Raw genomic sequence first — 16,273 nt, forward strand, 5'->3', positions numbered from 1 at the left:
TTGCATGAGTTGCGGAATGAAATGCATCCAGTGAGGTATGAGTCGCCATTTTCGGGTCAAAAACAGTGCGGAATTGGACTTAAAACACCGCTGCAGCCCTTGCGGGGCGCGGGTTTTAGTTGATCTGGATCACTAATCCGTCATTTAGTTTTTTCGGGCCAGCTTACAAATTTTGTTACAAAGGTTTCGTTGTATCATTTGGTACATAACGTTGTGCTCACAGACATTTGGTCGTACCCTTCCGGCACTCCTCATTTTTACTTTTAGTGCGCATTCATGACTCTTTCTGCGGAACCGGCGCCTGCGTCACCGTTTCAACGCGCCCGGTTTCTGACGCCCCGCCGGTGTTTTATTCTCAGCCTGCTGCTGTTGCTGGGCGGAATAATGATTTCACTGACCCTTGGCCGGTATCCGGTTTCATTTGCGGCGCTGATACGTTTCGTCGGTGCCGACGCGTCTTCGCCCCAATACGCTCTGCTGCATAACATCCTGATTGATTCGCGCCTGCCGCGTATTCTGGCTGCCGTGCTGGTCGGCGCCGGGCTGTCGGTATCCGGTGCGGCCTATCAGGCGGTGTTCCGCAATCCGCTGGTGTCGCCGGGGTTACTCGGGGTGCTGAGCGGCTGCGCATTCGGTGCGGCATTGAGTATCGTGGCAGGGCTGAACGGGTTGTGGATCCCCGCGCTGGCCTGCGTGGCGGGATTGCTGGCGGTCGCCCTCGGCGTCGGTATCGCCAGCCTGTTTGCCTCGCCGTCGGTTCTGATGCTGATCCTCGGTGGGATCATCAGCAATGCGGTGTTTACCGGGTTGTTATCGGTCGTGAAATACGTGGCCGATCCGCAGGATCAGTTGCCCGCGATTGTCTACTGGATGCTGGGCAGTCTGAGCGCGGTAGATAATCATGCGCTGCTGCTGACCGCGCCGGTGCTGGCGGTGGCGATTGTGCTGCTGGCCGTACTCGGGCGGGTGCTGGATGTCATGACGCTCAGCGAAGATGAAGCTTACAGCCTCGGCGTGCCGGTCCGCTTTTACCGCTACGGCATTATTGTGCTGGCGACGCTGATTTCCGCCCTGACGGTCAGTCTCGCCGGGATGGTCGGCTGGGTCGGTTTACTGATCCCGCATCTGACCCGTCTGCTGACCGGCGCCAGTAACGTCTGGCTGTTGCCGGTATCGGTGTGTCTCGGCGGCTGTTTTCTGCTGTTGTGTGACGGGCTGGCGCGCACGCTGGCGCCGGGCGAAATTCCGCTGGGCATCATTACCGAACTGCTGGGCGCACTGGCCTTTATCGCGTTGCTGAAAACCGTGCGGCGGGGTTGGGCATGATCCTTTCTGTTGAAAACCTTTCATACCGGATCGGGCAACGTACGGTGCTCGATAACCTGTCTTTCGGGCTTGAGGCCGGAGAATGCGTGGCGTTGCTCGGTGCCAACGGTGCCGGAAAAAGCACGCTGCTGAAACTGTTGCTGCGGCTGATTAAACCGGCCAGCGGTCACATCGAACTGGCGGGTGTTGCACTGGAAAGCCTGACCCGCCGCGATATTGCCCGTCATATTGCCTGGGTGCCGCAACACCATCAGCCGCATTTTCCGTTCACCGCCTGGCAGGTGGTGATGCAGGGGAGATTGCCGGTCACCGGCCTGATGCGCAGCCCGACGCTGCAGGATATCGCCCGCGTGGAGCAGGCGTTTGACGATAACGGCATCGCACATTTATCTGCCCGCATTTATACCGACCTTTCCGGCGGTGAGCGCCAGCGCGTGCTGATCACCCGGGCGCTGGTGCAGGACACGCCGCTGATCCTGCTCGATGAGCCGGTGAATGGCCTCGATTACGGCCATCAGCTGCATTTGCTCGCCCAGCTAAAAAAACTCGCCTCGGAAGGCTACACACTGCTGATGATCACGCATCAGCCCGAACATGCACTGATGGCCGCAAGCCGGGCTTTGGTGCTGCACGAAAGTCGGCTGATCGCCGATGGCGCGCCGTCAGAGGTGGTAGACAGCGCGTTGATTTCCCGCATTTATCAGGCACAGGTACAACAAATCGATCTGAACAGCGGGCACCGTTTTTTTATTCCTTAAGGGATTGATCATAAATGCAAAGAAAAATAACTGCGCCGCTTATGGCTGGCGCGTGCGGACTTCTGTTGTCTGCAGGTTCTGCACTGGCCGCAGACACCTCCGACACCATCACGGTTAACGCCAGTGCGAAAAATAGCGATACCGCAGCCGGTGATCCGTCAGCCTCCGGTACGCAAAGCGCAAGTATGGGCGTGCTGGGCAAGCGTGATGTGCTCAACACACCGTATTCCGTGCATGCCGTGCCGGAAAGTATCATTACCCGTCAGCAGGTAAAAAGCGTCAAAGACGTATACAAATATCTGCCGTCGGTACAAGGTGACGGCGCGCGTCCGCAGACCCGTGGGATCCAGGGCAGCGTGGTACAAAACTCGATGATCGACGGTCTGAATGTGGTGTCGACCACCGATTATCCGGCGGAGCAGTTTCAGCAAATTGAAGTGCTGAACGGACTGGCGGGGTCGCTCTACGGGCCGGCAAACCCGGCGGGGATGTTTAACTTTGTCTCGAAACGTCCGGGTTACACGACTAAAAACAGCCTGACGTTGGGCATGGGCACTGGCATGTCTGGCCTTGGGGCGCTGGATCTCAGCGGGGCGCTGGACAGCGGCGAGCGGGTGCGTTATCGCCTGAATCTGCTCAACGATCAGGGCGGAAGTTATACCTCCGGCAGCAGTAAAAAACGCCAGCTCGCCAGCCTGGCACTGGATTTTCAGCTGACCGACCAGACCGTGCTGGAAACCAATTTCAGCTATTACCGTTATGTGACGAAAGGTCTGCCGGGGACTTTTGCGCTGGCCAGCGGTGTGGCCTTCCCGAAAGCCATGAACCCGACACAGCGTAATCTGGGGCAAAGTTATGCCGGTGATGACAATCACACCAGCACCTACAGCGCGCACCTCAAACATGATTTCGATGGCAACTGGCAGTCGGATATCGGCTTCCTGCATCAGGTGGCCGACCGTCAGTCCACGGCGGTGACGAATACGCTGGTCAACAATAAAGGCGACTACAAAACCACGGTCTCCAGCGCCACCGCGACGCGTTTTGTCATCAACAGCTATATGGCCAACCTGAACGGCACGGTGAATACCGGCGGGCTGCAACATGATTTGTCCTTCGGCATGCGCGGTTTTGTGTGGAAAAACTACAACCCGATCCACGGCGGCACCGCCACATTAGGCACGGGCAATATCAACGATTTGCAGCATTTTGCCGAGCCGGATTTCCCGGATTTCTCTGACCGTTATCACTCGGCGACCAGCACCCAGCAGGCGTTCTCGGTGGGCGATACGCTGACCTTCTCGCCGAAATGGAGCCTGTTGCTGGCCGGTAGCGAAAGCTTCCTGACCTCGGCGAATTACGCGAAAACCCGTCAGCGTACCAGCGATTCCAATGACAGCGGATTCAGCGGTTCGGCCAGCCTGATGTACAAACCGGTCGAGAACCTGACGCTGTACACCACTTACGCCGACAGCCTGCAACAGGGCGACACCGCACCGGCAGGCGCGACAAACGCCGGGCAGATCACCTCGCCGTACCGCAGCAAACAGATTGAAGTCGGCAGCAAATTGCGCGTCGGTCAGGCGAATCTTTCTGCGGCCTTGTTCCAGATCGATCGCCCGTTTGCCTACACGCTGGAAAACGGCGAATTCGCTAACGACGGCAATCAGCGCAACCGCGGGCTGGAGCTGATGGCGGATGGCAACGTCAGCCGTGACGTGCACATTTTTGGCGGCGTGACTTTCCTCGATCCGAAACTGCGCGATACGGCGTCGGCATCCTCCGATAACAAACAGATCGTTGGTTTGTCCCGTGTCACTGCCAATCTGCTGACCGTCTGGAGCCTGCCGCAGGTCGAAGGGCTGGATCTGGATGCCAACGTCCATTACGTCGGCAAACGCCCGACAGACAATGCCAACGACAACTGGGTCGGCAGCTATGCGGTATTTGATGCGGGCAGCAGTTACCGCACGCGTCTGTTTAATACCAACACCACCTTCCGCTTTGATCTGACCAACCTGACCAACCGCCATTACTGGACCAACATTGTGCCCGGCGGTCTGAACGGTTACAGCGGGGCGGGCAATGCGTCAGCGCAACTCGGCGCGCCACGCATGGCGCAGGTATCGATGCAGCTTGAGTTTTAAGTCCCCGGAGAAATAGAAATGAAATTACCGACAGGTTTGATTCTGGCGGGCGTACTGAGTCTGTTCAGCCTGAGCAGTGTCAGCGCAACCCGCGAAGTGACGGATGATGCGGGTAAGCAGGTGATCCTGCCTGCCAGAGTGGCGCGGATCGCCGATGCCTGGTACGCGCATCATTCATTACTGATGACGCTGGGCGCGGGGAAAAACATCGTCGCCACGGTGAATCATCCCGAAAGCCAGCCGTGGATGTTTCACATTCAGCCGTCGCTGAATCAGGCGCTGTCGGTAAAAGGCACCACGTTTAATGCCGAAAGCCTGCTGGCGCAGAAAGTGGATGTGGTGTTTGTCAGCGCCGGTAATCGCGATGCAGTCGCGCTGCGTCAGGCCGGTCTGCCGGTGGTCGAAATGAAGTTCACCGATTTTGATTCCATGACGCGTTCCCTGCGCACCACCGCGCAGGTGCTGGGCACGCCGCAGGCCGAAAAACGGGCAGAGGATTACATTCATTATCTGGATGATCATTTGCAGGTGATTGCCGCGAAAACCGCCAGCCTGACTGCGCAGCAGCGTCCGCGAGTGCTGCATATTCAGTCGCTGAATCCGCTGAAAGTCGACGGCAGCGACACGCTGATCGACCAGTGGATCCGTGCCGCCGGTGGACGCAATGCCGCCGACGGGCTGAAAGGCAATATGCAGGCGGTTTCCGCTGAGCAACTGCTGGTATGGCAACCGGATGTGATCATTCTGGCCGCCAGCGCCGGAGATATCGCGACCTCCGCCTACGCCAGCCAGTTTGCATTGCTCAACGCGGTGAAACAGGGCCGCGTGTGGCGCAATCCGGCGGGGGTGTTCCCGTGGGACCGGTATGGCACCGAAACCGCATTACAAATTCAGTGGGCTGCGCAGAAACTGCATCCGGCACTTTTTCCGGATCTGAATATGGTGCAAACCACGCAAGATTTTTACCGCCGGTTCTTTGATTATCCGCTGACGCCAGCCGAGGCGGAGAAGATTCTGTCGGGGAGATTCTGAGAGCAGCAACCGGCGAAATATTTATTTGTTCAGATGTTGTTTTTTGAAGGTTTCCATACCTGACGCGGAGTTACACTTTCGGCGTGCATGAGGATGTATGCATGCTGGTGTTGACGGATGTCAACGAGAGGATATACTACAGCAACAGGAGGCCAATGAAGGCACATCCTAATAAGCATATTCACGCAGCCATTGAATATGCGATGTCTGAAGGCTGGCATTTTGTCAGCGGCGGCGGCAGTTCACACTGCTTTGGTCGGCTCCGGTGCGGAACCCCTGCTCATCGAGAACATATGATGAGCATCTGGTCTACTCCCCGGAATCCGGAAAACCACGCTGCGCAAATTATCAGAAGGGTAGAACATTGCTCACCTGATAAGACATAACACCAGGGCGGGAAACCGCCTTTTCTGCCCTGACTGAATAAGGAGATTCTTTGCCACTCTATCACTTCATGCTGACGCTTTCCGGTGTCACGTCGGATACCGAAATGCTGGAAGACGCGCTCTGGGAGAGCGGCTGCGATGATGCACTGATCGCTTTTTATGGCACGTCGGTTTATCTCGAGTTTGACCGGGAGGGTACTTCATTCGCTAACGCCATTATGACGGCTGTCCGTGATATTGAATCCGCAGGTCTGAATGCCCGGGTTGAATCGGTAGATTCTGTGTTCGTCGGGCTCAGTGATATTGCCGGACTGGCCGGGCTGACCCGCCAGTCCGTCGCCTTATTGAAAGAGGGGGCAAGAGGGCCGCGTAATTTCCCCACCCCCGTTCAGCGGCTCAAAGGGAATTCCCCCCTCTGGCGCTGGAAGGATGTGGCGGACTGGCTGGTGAGAGAAGGGCGACTGGCAAGCGACGCCCCTCAGGTGCAAAACGCAGTCATACTGGAGAATATCAATCTGGCGCTGCAATTACGTTCAGTGTCCGATGCCAGACAAGTCAGGGACTTTCTGCACTTGCTTGAGCATCAGGAAGAGATCACCGGTTGAGGATCCCGGCCTACAAGGCTGCCGTATTCAGCGCGGCATTGATGGCCGCTGCCAAACCGGTCGGGTTTTCCCACATCATCGAATGACCGGCCTGCGGCACGATGGCGGTCTGAATGCCATGTTGTGGCAGAACGGCGACATCCGGTTCCGGCAGTGAAAACTCACCGAATAATACGGTGGCGGGCATTTCCAGCTGATAGAGCTGTTCGCGCCATGACACGGCGTCGCCATTGACCAGTCCGACCGCCTGACGGTGGATCGCCAGTGGCGAGGCGATGCCCATACATCCCGCCCAGATATGATCGTTACCGCGAACTGCGACCTTAATCAGATGCGCATGACCTTCTCGCAGGTAATCAGCTTCTGAGTATTGCGTGACGGCATGGCTGAATACGCCGCCTCCGGCATCCAGATTCGGCTCGGCGACAATCAGCCGCTGGATCAGATCCGGCCGCTGCGCCGCCACCATAATGGCAATACTGCCGCCCATGCTGTGGCCGAACAGGTTGACCTGCGGCACGCCGAGACTGTCCAGCCAGGCAATGACGCAGTCAGTATGCGCCTGCAGGCTGTAGCTGAAATCATCGGGTTTATCGCTGTAGCCTGAACCGGCGAAATCCAGCAGGTATGAACGACGCGGACGCAGTGATGCATCGGTCGCTACGCGCGGAAAATCGCAGGAAGCCGCACATCCCAGACCGTGCAGAAACACCAGCGGAACGCCCAGCCCTGACAACTCATGGAAACGTAAATGTATTTCCGTCCCCGGTACTTTGAACGATTTCATCTCAATCCTTTGTTAACGGCTTAAGTGCAATCTGCGGATTATAGGCAGGATTTTTCTTAGTGGCAGTACAAAAACTGAGTAAACAGACGTCACGGGATGGGATATATCATCTGCGCGATGTAATTTAAGTTAAGTTATTCAGTGAGTGAATATTTTTTCTTCCGGACTCTTTCTATCAGCCCGACAAGTGATAGCATGGAACTCTTGCTCACTTTATGGATTTATCTGATGGTCAGGTTAGGCAGTTTTGTGGCGGTTACCCTGGTGCTGGCGTCCTTTTCAGCATCTGCTGTCACTCAGTATCAATGTGTATTAACGCACCACACGCAGTCTGATGATGGCAACGATGTGTCCGAAGTCGTCAATAAAAATGCACCGGTCTATGACGCGGGTAATACTTTCAGTTTTTCACCGGATGGCAGCAAAATGGTCACCAGCCCGGAACTGACGGATATCATCGGCAAAGATAATCAGCCGATGAAAGCCGGTGCGCAAGATAACCTGATGTATATTCACGTCAAAGACAGTTTTGTGGTCGCTACCCAGACCGAAGGCTATGTCTACGGTGAGTGCAAAGTGAATACCGCGAAGTAAAAATGTGAGCCTCCCGCATTTTCTGTATCAGGGGCGTTGAGCCAGTCCGCAACGCCCTGCAATAAATAGAAACACTCCTGCCACTTCATTAGCACACTTCTTATAGTCGCCTGTTGCACGACGGGCTATCCTTGCGCACTTTTCCAGTCCTCACGTTATTCCATTTTCGCCCGCTTTAAGAAGCAGACAATAAAGGTATTTGCCCGCTTATGGCCTTACTTAACGACGAAATCCGCGACCATACCGCCGAGTCCGTCCTTTTCGTTCGTCGCGCCGTGATCGCATTTTTGGTTGTGGTGTTATTGTCTGCCGCCCTGGTGTTCAATCTGTACCACCTGCAGGTGGGAATGCATGATTTTTACCAGACCCGCTCGAATCAGAACGACATCAAAATGCTGCCGATCGCCCCAAGTCGCGGGCTGATCATGGATCGCAACGGGGTGGTGCTGGCGCAAAATATCACGCTGTATCAGATCCAGGTGATCCCCGGCAAAGTGCCAGATCTTAATGCGACACTGAAGGCACTGACGCCGATTGTCGATCTGACACCCGACGATCTGACCAGTTTCCACGATGCCATGATCCACGGCCGTCGCTTCGCGCAAATCCCGCTGAAACTGGCGCTGACTGATGTCGAAGTCGCGCGTTTTTCCGTCAATCAGTTTGATTTCCCCGGCGTATCCATCAGCACTTATCAGCAGCGCCGCTATCCGTACGGCGCGGAACTGGCGCATGTGGTGGGGTACGTTTCCAAGATCAACGATAAAGATGCTAAACGTCTCGATGCGGAAGGCATTTCAGAAAACTATGCCGCCGACCACGACATCGGCAAACAGGGCGTTGAAAAGTATTATGAAAATATCCTGCATGGCCGCACCGGCTATCAGGAAGTGGAAGTGGATAACCATGGCCATGTGGTGCGCTTACTGAAAGAAGTGCCGCCGCAGGCCGGGCAGAATATCTATCTGACGCTGGATCTCGGTTTGCAGCAGTACATCGAAAAAGTGCTGAAAGGCCAGCGCGCCGCCGTGGTGGTGATGGATCCGCGCGACGGCGGCATTAAAGCCATGGTCTCCAGCCCGAGCTATGATCCGAACCCGTTTGTGAACGGGATTTCCAGCAAGCAATATAGTGCGTTACTGAAAAACCCGGATCTGCCGCTGATCAACCGTGTGACGCAGGGGCTGTATCCTCCGGCCTCCACGGTGAAACCGTTTATGGCGACATCAGCACTGTTTGAAGGCGTGATAACACCGCAAACATCGTTCTTTGGCGCGCCAACCTGGACGCTGCCGGGCACCCAGCGCCATTACCGCGACTGGCTGAAAACCGGTCACGGCATGCTGAATGTCACCAAAGCCATTGAAGAATCCGCTGATACATTCTTCTATCAGGTGGCTTATGAAATGGGCATTGACCGTATTCATACGTGGCTGAGCAAATTTGGTTACGGGCAATCAACCGGTATTGATCTCGATGAGCAATATAACGGTGTGCTGCCGAGTCGTGAATGGAAACTGAAGGTACATAAAAAGGGCTGGTATCAGGGCGATACGGTGTCTGTCGGTATCGGTCAGGGCTACTGGGTGGCGACGCCAATTCAGATGGTGCGTGCGCTCAGTGCGCTGGTGAATAACGGTAAGCTGGAAACGCCCCATCTGCTTTATTCAGCAAAAAGCGGCAAAGTGATTACGCCATATAAAATGCCGCCGACGCAGCAAATCGCTGATCCGAAATCGCCGATCTGGGGCATCGTGAAAAACGGGATGTTTGGCATGGCCAATTTCCCGAACGGCACCGGCTATAAACTTTTCCACACCGCGCCTTATCAGATTGCGGCGAAATCCGGCACCTCGCAGGTGTTCAGTCTGCGTGAGAATCAGGTATACAACGCCAAAATGACGCCGGTACGTTTGCGTGACCACATCTTCTATACGGCGTTTGCCCCTTATAAACACCCGACGGTGGTGATGGCGCTGATCATGGAAAATGGCGGCGGCGATGGTGTGGTGGCCGGGCCGACCGCGCGGGCGATCCTCGACCATATTTTCCTGCCGCCGCAGGCGGTGATGTGTGATCCGGCCAAAGCGGATAATCCGGCAGACTGTGAACAACCGGTGCCGGCGCCAAATTCACTCGGTTTCAGTGAGCATTGATCCGGGCGCGGGATCAGAGCATTTCAAAGGGCACGTTGTTGAGCCGGGCAACGTGTTTTCCAATCTCTTCCGTGGTCTTCATGTGACCAGCAGGGACCTTACTGTAGTCAGGAAACGGCACATCATCGACGCCTAACACTCTCGTCACCCGGATGCTTTGAGTTGCGGGGAGCCCGGCATAGAGATTCAGACCCGGGCGGCCGATAATCAGTATTTCATTGTGGGTAAATTGACTACGGATCGCTTTATCTTGTGTCATGAGCGCAGCGGGGGTCAAAAGTTGCTGATAGCCACCCTCGCATCTGAAGCCATTTACTCCTACTCCGGTCCGAATGCAGTCCACAAGTTCATAGGGGTCGATCAGCCGCCCCTGGGGGTGACCTCCTTCCCGTCCGGCATGGTTCATAAACGACACGTCACGCGGGAATGTCCCGAGAATATTTTGTCGGGGAACGTCAAGAACCAGCGCGATGTTGTGATACATCCCTGTGTAACGAGAAGACTGTGTCGTGAATTTTTTAATATCGTTTAAATCAACCAATGATGTGCTGAAGACATCCCAACTATTAAACAGGGAGGCTGCGTCCTGACGGCAGAACGGGCTTTCGTGCCGTTTAATGGTATGGACCAAAACATGGCGCTCAGGCAGTACGGCCCAGCTTTGTAGTGTGGCTGCTTTTTGCTTATCCCACACTTTTCTTCTATTTAACCACTTATCCCGCTCAGCTAAATACATTGCACGCGTGTAAGATGATGGGTTTTTTTTTGAAAAAGGGCATGATTTACATCCTGTAAATGTGCGTGTTGCTATTGTTTTGGGGAAGTAAAATGAAGCGATAACGGTTCTAAAATATATCATGTTGATATTATTAATATAGTTAATAACATATTAAGAATAAGCAGAAGGGAAGCCTGTTCCCTTGACTGTCGGAGCAGTGGATTGCCTTGCAGGAGGCCGGAAGGGGGATAAATGGTTTTACCTTTTCTCCGAAAAGCATTTTTCACTTTACAGATTTCTTTGTAGAGATGTGCCATCTTAAGCGGGCTGGCGAGATTCAGAGCGCTTAAAAATATTATTGATAATAAAATTCCTAACACAAACATATACAAAACTTGCGGTGGGCGCCCATCCAGTACAATTTTTTTGCTATTGTTTTTGTTCGCTAATATAAAGGGTAAAAATCTCCAAACGCTCTCTTTATTTTTTTATTTGAATCCGGGAAATCTGTTTCACCTGACGACTGGCATCTTGCAGTCTGAAGTAGGGTGAAGCATGAAATATGAGGTCCGTGAATGAAAACGCCAGAAATCCCCGCTGACGAGGCGAAACGCATCCATGCGCTGCGTGCCTATAATTTACTTGATACGCTGCCCGAAGAGCGTTTTGACCGCCTGACGCGTCTGGCAAGACGCCTGTTCGATGTGCCTATCGCGCTGGTTTCACTGGTGGACGTTAACCGCCAGTGGTTTAAATCCTGTCAGGGGCTGGCCGCCACCGAGACGTCCAGAGACGTTTCATTCTGCGCCCACGCCATTTTGCAGGATGACATTCTGCTGGTCCCCAACACCCTCAGTGACGAACGCTTTTATGATAACCCGCTGGTGACCGGCGATCCGGGGATTCGTTTTTACGCCGGTTGTCCGCTGATTGTGCCCAACGGCAGTTCCCTCGGCACCTTGTGCCTGATTGACGTTAAGCCCCGCGACATGGGCGATGACGAACGCCAGCTTTTGCGCGATTTAGCCAAAATGGCAGAACAGGAGATCGGTGCCCTGCAGATGGCGACGATGGATGAACTGACGCTGGTGGCCAACCGTCGGGGCTTTGAGGCTCAGGCGCAACAGGCGCTGACGGCCTGCCAGAAGTTGTGCGTACCGGCCACCATGCTGTTTTTTGATCTCAATGATTTCAAAGGTATTAACGATCAATTTGGTCATGCTGAAGGCGACCGGGCGCTGACTGTTTTTGCCGGTATTCTCAGCGGCTTATTGCGGGAAACCGATGTCGTCGGCCGGCTGGGCGGTGATGAATTTGTCGCGCTGCTGACCAATGCCAGCCATCTTGAGGCGGCAGAGATTATGCAGCGTCTGCATGAGGCGGTCGTGGCGTGGAATCTGCTTGAGCAGCGCGGATACAACATTAAATTCAGCGTCGGGCAGACGGAATATGACAGCGGTAAACATGCCTCTGTTCAGGCGTTACTGGCGGATTCCGATCAGGCGATGTACAGCCATAAACAGCTGAGTAAAAAGGCCGTCATTAATCACTGATCCCGGTGTGTCATAAATTGGCGACAATCGCACCTGGCGTTGTCGCCAATTGGCGACATATAAGTTATTGATAATAATAGATTGTGATTGCGGGGGTCTGGAGTGTTGCGATATGGCGACAGTGTGGGTGTTTTTTCGTCGCCAGAAATGCGTCGCGCAGAGAACCTGTTTGCTGAAATTATATTTAAATCCTTTATATTCATTAAGTTGATGTTTTTGTTTAAAAGTTGGCACGCATCCTGCTAGAATGGGGTAGTTGCTCATTCACCTGATTATGATTGGCTCACGCGAAAGCGTTGATATGCTCATAATGTCCGAATGACGCCAAAGAAACGGTGCCTATCGTTCACCAGACCGATAATCGTTGCGCAAGCACGTTATCAAGCATCGAACGACACGTTGAGTGAGGCACCACCTCTTCCGGCCTGCTGAATTTTCTGAAGAAGTTTCAGCAGGCCAACCCCTCCTGGCTTTCGCCCATCAAATCGCTTTCAATTCCCACTCCGAGACTGGCTGTTCAAACCGTTGTCCGCTAGCATGACGTTATCTGTGGTCAATGAGATGAATGCGTTGAAAAGAGGACGTTTATTCCCCGGTTCGCTCCGCCAGCTGGTACTGATGGCTTTCCTGCTGGTTCTGCTTCCGTTGCTGGTGCTGGCTTATCAGGCGTATGACAGCCTCGATCAGCTCAGCCGTCAGGCGGCACGCATTAACCGCACCACGCTGAGCGACGCCCGTCGCAGTGAATCCATGTCCAGTATTGCGCTGGAGATGGAGCGCAGTTACCGCCAGTATTGTGTTCTCGATGATCCGACCCTTTCCCGCCTTTACCAAAATCAGCACAAACAATACGCGCAGTTGCTGGATGCCCATGCGTCGGTATTGCCGGATTTACGTTACTACCAGACGCTGCGCACCTTGCTGACGCAACTGACCCAACCGGTTTGCCGCAATAACTCGCCGGATGCCGAATCCTCGGCGCGGCTGGAGAATTTCTCACGTACTAACGCCGAAATGGTACAGGCGACGCGGGAAGTGGTGTTTTCGCGCGGGCAACAACTTCAGCGCGCGATTGCCGAACGCGGCCAGTTTTTTGGCTGGCAGGCGCTGGTGCTGTTCCTGCTCAGTGGCGCGCTGGTGCTGCTGTTTACCCGCATGATTATCGGACCGGTGAAAGGCGTCGAGCGGATGATCAACCGGCTGGGAGAAGGGCGTAATCTCGGGGATGTCACGCGCTTTAAAGGCCCGCGGGAAATCCGCTCGCTGGTGCAGCGCATCGTCTGGCTGAGCGAGCGGCTGGCGTGGCTGGAATCCCAGCGTCACGAGTTTCTGCGCCATATTTCTCATGAGCTGAAAACGCCGCTCGCCAGTATGCGTGAAGGCACGGAATTACTGGCGGATGAAGTCGCCGGGCCGCTGACGCCGGATCAAAAAGAGGTGGTGGCGATCCTCAATAACAGCAGCCGCCATTTACAGACGCTGATCGAACAACTGCTCGACTACAACCGCAAGCTGGCAGATGCACCGACGCTGAGTGTGGTGGTCGATCTTAACGCGCTGATCGATGAGGTGGTGACAGCCAACAGCCTGCCTGCCCGCGCCAAGAAGATCCGTACCGACGTTTCCATCGATGCGCCGCAGTGTCTGGCCGAGCCGACGTTACTGAAACGCGTGCTGGATAATCTCTATTCCAATGCGGTGCACTACGGGGCTGAATCCGGTACTATTTGGGTCCGCAGCCGGCAAGCTGAAGGACGGGTGAGAATTGAGGTGGCGAACACCGGCACACCGATCCCGCAAGCCGAGCGCGCGATGATTTTTGAACCTTTTTACCAGGGTAGCCAGCAGAGAAAAGGGGCCGTAAAAGGCAGCGGTCTGGGGCTGAGTATTGCTCAGGATTGTATTCGCCGTATGCATGGAGAGCTGCAACTGGTTGCCGTTGAGGATGCGGACGTCTGTTTTCGTATCGAATTGCCCCTGACGGCTGAGAAGAATGAAGAATGATCACATTTTCAGGCTGGCTGCGTGCCGTATTCCGCCGCCGGATCATCGTATTGAGCGCCACACTGGTGCTGGCGGGCTGCGTCACGCATTCCGCCGATAACCGTTATTATCAGCAAGTCTCCGATCAGGTTGTCCCGGACAGCAAAGTGATCGATTTTCGCATCGCGCCCTGTGAAACCTTGTGGGCGCTGGATGACAGCGACGCCGTGACCAATTCACTGTACTGGTTGCGGGCGATGGATTGCGCCGAACGCATGAGTGATGCACAGGCGCGTTTCCAGGCGCAGCAGATCCCCGCCACCCGCTGGGAAGAGGTGTTTAAACAAAGCATCCTGCTGGCCGGTGCGGAACCGGATCAGCAGCAGCGCCGTGCATTGCTGGCGAAAGTCAGCCAGTACCGTGGCGAAATGCCGGGGTCGATCCGTCCGCTGGTGCAGTTATGGCGTGAGCGCCAGAACCTGCAGGTGGTGCTGGGGGATGAAAAAGCCCGCAACGCCCGTCAGCAGGCGGTAAACGAAGAAAAAATTCAAATGATGACGGCACAGCAACAGGTGCTGGAAGACAGTCTGGCAGACACGCGCCGTAAGCTGGAAAACCTGACCGACATTGAACGTCAGCTTTCCTCGCGTAAACAGATCCAGGGGGATTTACCGGATAACGACGCCAGCACGCCGGCGACGAAACCGGCTTCCGGCAACGCAGTGAAACCGGCTGAGACGTATACGCCACCGTCTAAGGATCCGAACGCAAAATGACGATACGCAAAGCGGCCAGTTTATTGCTGGTTGATGATGATCCCAGCCTGCTCAAGTTGCTGGGAATGCGCCTGACCAGCGAGGGTTTCCGTGTCACCACGGCGGAAAGCGGTGCCGAAGCGCTGCGTGTCCTGCACCGGGATCGTATCGATCTGGTGCTGAGCGATTTACGCATGGATGAAATGGACGGCATGGCGCTGTTCGCCGAGATCCAGAAATTTCAGCCGGGTATGCCGGTGATTATTCTTACTGCCCACGGCTCGATCCCCGATGCGGTGGCGGCCACGCAGCAGGGCGTCTTCAGCTTCCTCACCAAACCGGTCGACCGCGATGCGTTGTATAAAGCCATTGATGAGGCGCTGGCGCAGTCCAGCCCGTCGGCGGATGAAAGCTGGCGTGAGGCGATTGTCACCCGCAGCCCGATCATGCTGCGGTTGCTGGAACAGGCCAATATGGTCGCGCAGTCTGACGTCAGCGTGCTGATTAATGGTCAGAGCGGTACCGGCAAGGAAGTGCTGGCGCAGGCCATTCACGGTGCCAGTCCGCGCGGCAAAAAAGCTTTTATCGCCATTAACTGTGGTGCATTGCCCGAACAGTTACTGGAATCCGAACTCTTTGGACACGCCAAAGGTGCCTTTACCGGCGCGGTGAGCAGCCGTGAAGGGCTGTTTCAGGCGGCAACCGGCGGCACGTTGTTCCTCGATGAAATCGGCGATATGCCGCTGTCGTTGCAGGTGAAATTGTTGCGTGTATTGCAGGAGCGCAAGGTGCGCCCGCTCGGCAGCAATCAGGATGTCGATGTGGACGTGCGGATTATTTCGGCGACGCACCGTGATTTGCCGAAAGCGATGGAAAAGGGGGAGTTTCGCGAAGACCTGTTTTACCGCCTGAATGTGGTCAGCCTGAAATTGCCGACGCTGAGTGAACGCTCTGAAGATATCCCGCTGCTGGCGAATCATCTGTTGCGCGTGGCTGCCCAGCGGCACAAACCTTTTGTGCGCAGTTTTTCCATCGATGCGCTGAAACGGTTGATGGCCGCCAGCTGGCCGGGCAACGTGCGTCAGCTGGTGAACGTGATCGAGCAATGCGTGGCGCTGACGTCGGCGCCGGTGATCAGCGAGGCACTGGTGCAACAGGCGCTGGAAGGTGAAAACACCGCGCTGCCGACATTTGCCGATGCGCGTAATCAGTTCGAACTCAATTATCTGCGCAAGCTGCTGCAAATCACCAAAGGCAATGTCACGCAGGCCGCACGTATCGCCGGGCGTAACCGCACCGAATTTTACAAGTTGTTGTCGCGCCACGAGTTAGAAGCGACCGATTTTAAAGAGTAACCGGAATTTACTTTCAGAGGCTTGAGGTACATTCCTGCCGCTGAACTATGATACCTTTAGCGCCTTCGCATGCCTCAGGCATCCGAAACCAGACTGTGAACCATGCTGCCGCTCAGGA

The 16,273-nt window shown here is 55.1% G+C and carries 14 protein-coding genes; 12 read left to right on the forward strand and 2 right to left on the reverse strand.

The features are described 5' to 3' along the window. The first annotated feature begins 276 nt into the window (after positions 1 to 276). The 6 genes from EYY67_RS03875 (at position 277) to EYY67_RS03900 (ending at position 6,254) form a co-directional block, all read left to right on the forward strand. Positions 277 to 1,326: a FecCD family ABC transporter permease gene (locus EYY67_RS03875; RefSeq protein ID WP_119822686.1), complete on the forward strand. Its 1,050-nt coding sequence runs from the start codon at positions 277 to 279 to the stop codon at positions 1,324 to 1,326. Beyond that, positions 1,323 to 2,084: an ABC transporter ATP-binding protein gene (locus EYY67_RS03880; protein ID WP_131692885.1), complete on the forward strand. Its 762-nt coding sequence runs from the start codon at positions 1,323 to 1,325 to the stop codon at positions 2,082 to 2,084. Before EYY67_RS03875 ends, EYY67_RS03880 begins: the two co-directional genes overlap by 4 nt. A 14-nt stretch (positions 2,085 to 2,098) precedes the next feature. Then, positions 2,099 to 4,231 carry a TonB-dependent receptor gene (locus tag EYY67_RS03885; protein WP_412033994.1) on the forward strand — a complete coding sequence of 711 codons (2,133 nt, stop codon included), beginning with the start codon at positions 2,099 to 2,101 and terminating at the stop codon, positions 4,229 to 4,231. An 18-nt stretch (positions 4,232 to 4,249) separates the two neighbouring features. After that, a complete protein-coding gene (locus tag EYY67_RS03890; protein WP_131692886.1) occupies positions 4,250 to 5,263 on the forward strand; it encodes an ABC transporter substrate-binding protein in 1,014 nt (337 codons plus the stop codon). A gap of 155 nt (positions 5,264 to 5,418) precedes the next feature. Continuing rightward, positions 5,419 to 5,649 (forward strand): hypothetical protein, encoded by a 231-nt coding sequence (locus EYY67_RS24660; RefSeq protein ID WP_131692887.1) that lies wholly within the window; start codon positions 5,419 to 5,421, stop codon positions 5,647 to 5,649. A 50-nt stretch (positions 5,650 to 5,699) separates the two neighbouring features. Further along, positions 5,700 to 6,254 carry a helix-turn-helix transcriptional regulator gene (locus EYY67_RS03900; RefSeq protein ID WP_131692888.1) on the forward strand — a complete coding sequence of 185 codons (555 nt, stop codon included), beginning with the start codon at positions 5,700 to 5,702 and terminating at the stop codon, positions 6,252 to 6,254. Between the two features lie 10 nt (positions 6,255 to 6,264). On the opposite strand, the gene EYY67_RS03905 is transcribed toward EYY67_RS03900, so the two are convergent. Beyond that, on the reverse strand, positions 6,265 to 7,041 hold the full coding sequence (locus EYY67_RS03905; protein ID WP_119822681.1) for an alpha/beta fold hydrolase: 777 nt from the start codon (positions 7,039 to 7,041) through the stop codon (positions 6,265 to 6,267). A gap of 195 nt (positions 7,042 to 7,236) precedes the next feature. Here EYY67_RS03905 and EYY67_RS03910 point away from each other — a divergent pair, with 195 nt between their 5' ends. Together EYY67_RS03910 and mrdA are read left to right on the forward strand one after the other, a co-directional pair. Continuing rightward, a complete protein-coding gene (locus EYY67_RS03910; protein WP_229921073.1) occupies positions 7,237 to 7,635 on the forward strand; it encodes a hypothetical protein in 399 nt (132 codons plus the stop codon). Positions 7,636 to 7,844: 209 nt separating this feature from the next. Continuing rightward, positions 7,845 to 9,791: a penicillin-binding protein 2 gene (gene mrdA / locus EYY67_RS03915; RefSeq protein WP_131692889.1), complete on the forward strand. Its 1,947-nt coding sequence runs from the start codon at positions 7,845 to 7,847 to the stop codon at positions 9,789 to 9,791. 13 nt (positions 9,792 to 9,804) lie between these two features. On the opposite strand, the gene EYY67_RS03920 is transcribed toward mrdA, so the two are convergent. Further along, positions 9,805 to 10,485 (reverse strand): hypothetical protein, encoded by a 681-nt coding sequence (locus EYY67_RS03920; protein WP_242675568.1) that lies wholly within the window; start codon positions 10,483 to 10,485, stop codon positions 9,805 to 9,807. Between the two features lie 599 nt (positions 10,486 to 11,084). Here EYY67_RS03920 and EYY67_RS03925 point away from each other — a divergent pair. The 4 genes from EYY67_RS03925 to glrR all read left to right on the forward strand — a co-directional run bounded on the left by EYY67_RS03925 (position 11,085) and on the right by glrR (position 16,155). Continuing rightward, the gene (locus EYY67_RS03925) at positions 11,085 to 12,062 is read left to right on the forward strand and encodes a GGDEF domain-containing protein (RefSeq protein ID WP_131692891.1); all 978 of its coding nucleotides are present in this window, start codon (positions 11,085 to 11,087) and stop codon (positions 12,060 to 12,062) included. A 561-nt stretch (positions 12,063 to 12,623) separates the two neighbouring features. Continuing rightward, complete coding sequence (locus EYY67_RS03930; RefSeq protein WP_131692942.1) at positions 12,624 to 14,066, forward strand: sensor histidine kinase; 1,443 nt, start codon at positions 12,624 to 12,626, stop codon at positions 14,064 to 14,066. Continuing rightward, a complete protein-coding gene (qseG, locus tag EYY67_RS03935; protein WP_131692892.1) occupies positions 14,063 to 14,821 on the forward strand; it encodes a two-component system QseEF-associated lipoprotein QseG in 759 nt (252 codons plus the stop codon). The genes EYY67_RS03930 and qseG overlap by 4 nt, the downstream gene beginning before the upstream one ends. After that, on the forward strand, positions 14,818 to 16,155 hold the full coding sequence (glrR, locus tag EYY67_RS03940; protein ID WP_119822676.1) for a two-component system response regulator GlrR: 1,338 nt from the start codon (positions 14,818 to 14,820) through the stop codon (positions 16,153 to 16,155). Before qseG ends, glrR begins: the two co-directional genes overlap by 4 nt. Positions 16,156 to 16,273: the final 118 nt, after the last annotated feature.

Origin of the sequence: Rahnella victoriana, from assembly GCF_004330295.1 — a bacterium.
GTDB classification, from domain to species: domain Bacteria; phylum Pseudomonadota; class Gammaproteobacteria; order Enterobacterales; family Enterobacteriaceae; genus Rahnella; species Rahnella victoriana.

Coding starts and splice junctions, on each gene's coding strand:
- EYY67_RS03875 (WP_119822686.1), top strand. CDS start 277: ATGACTCTTTCTGCGGAACCGGCGCCTGCGTCACCGTTTCAACGCGCC.
- EYY67_RS03880 (WP_131692885.1), top strand. CDS start 1,323: ATGATCCTTTCTGTTGAAAACCTTTCATACCGGATCGGGCAACGTACG.
- EYY67_RS03885 (WP_412033994.1), top strand. CDS start 2,099: ATGCAAAGAAAAATAACTGCGCCGCTTATGGCTGGCGCGTGCGGACTT.
- EYY67_RS03890 (WP_131692886.1), top strand. CDS start 4,250: ATGAAATTACCGACAGGTTTGATTCTGGCGGGCGTACTGAGTCTGTTC.
- EYY67_RS24660 (WP_131692887.1), top strand. CDS start 5,419: ATGAAGGCACATCCTAATAAGCATATTCACGCAGCCATTGAATATGCG.
- EYY67_RS03905 (WP_119822681.1), bottom strand. CDS start 7,041: ATGAAATCGTTCAAAGTACCGGGGACGGAAATACATTTACGTTTCCAT.
- EYY67_RS03910 (WP_229921073.1), top strand. CDS start 7,237: ATGGAACTCTTGCTCACTTTATGGATTTATCTGATGGTCAGGTTAGGC.
- mrdA (WP_131692889.1), top strand. CDS start 7,845: ATGGCCTTACTTAACGACGAAATCCGCGACCATACCGCCGAGTCCGTC.
- EYY67_RS03925 (WP_131692891.1), top strand. CDS start 11,085: ATGAAAACGCCAGAAATCCCCGCTGACGAGGCGAAACGCATCCATGCG.
- EYY67_RS03930 (WP_131692942.1), top strand. CDS start 12,624: ATGAATGCGTTGAAAAGAGGACGTTTATTCCCCGGTTCGCTCCGCCAG.
- qseG (WP_131692892.1), top strand. CDS start 14,063: ATGATCACATTTTCAGGCTGGCTGCGTGCCGTATTCCGCCGCCGGATC.
- glrR (WP_119822676.1), top strand. CDS start 14,818: ATGACGATACGCAAAGCGGCCAGTTTATTGCTGGTTGATGATGATCCC.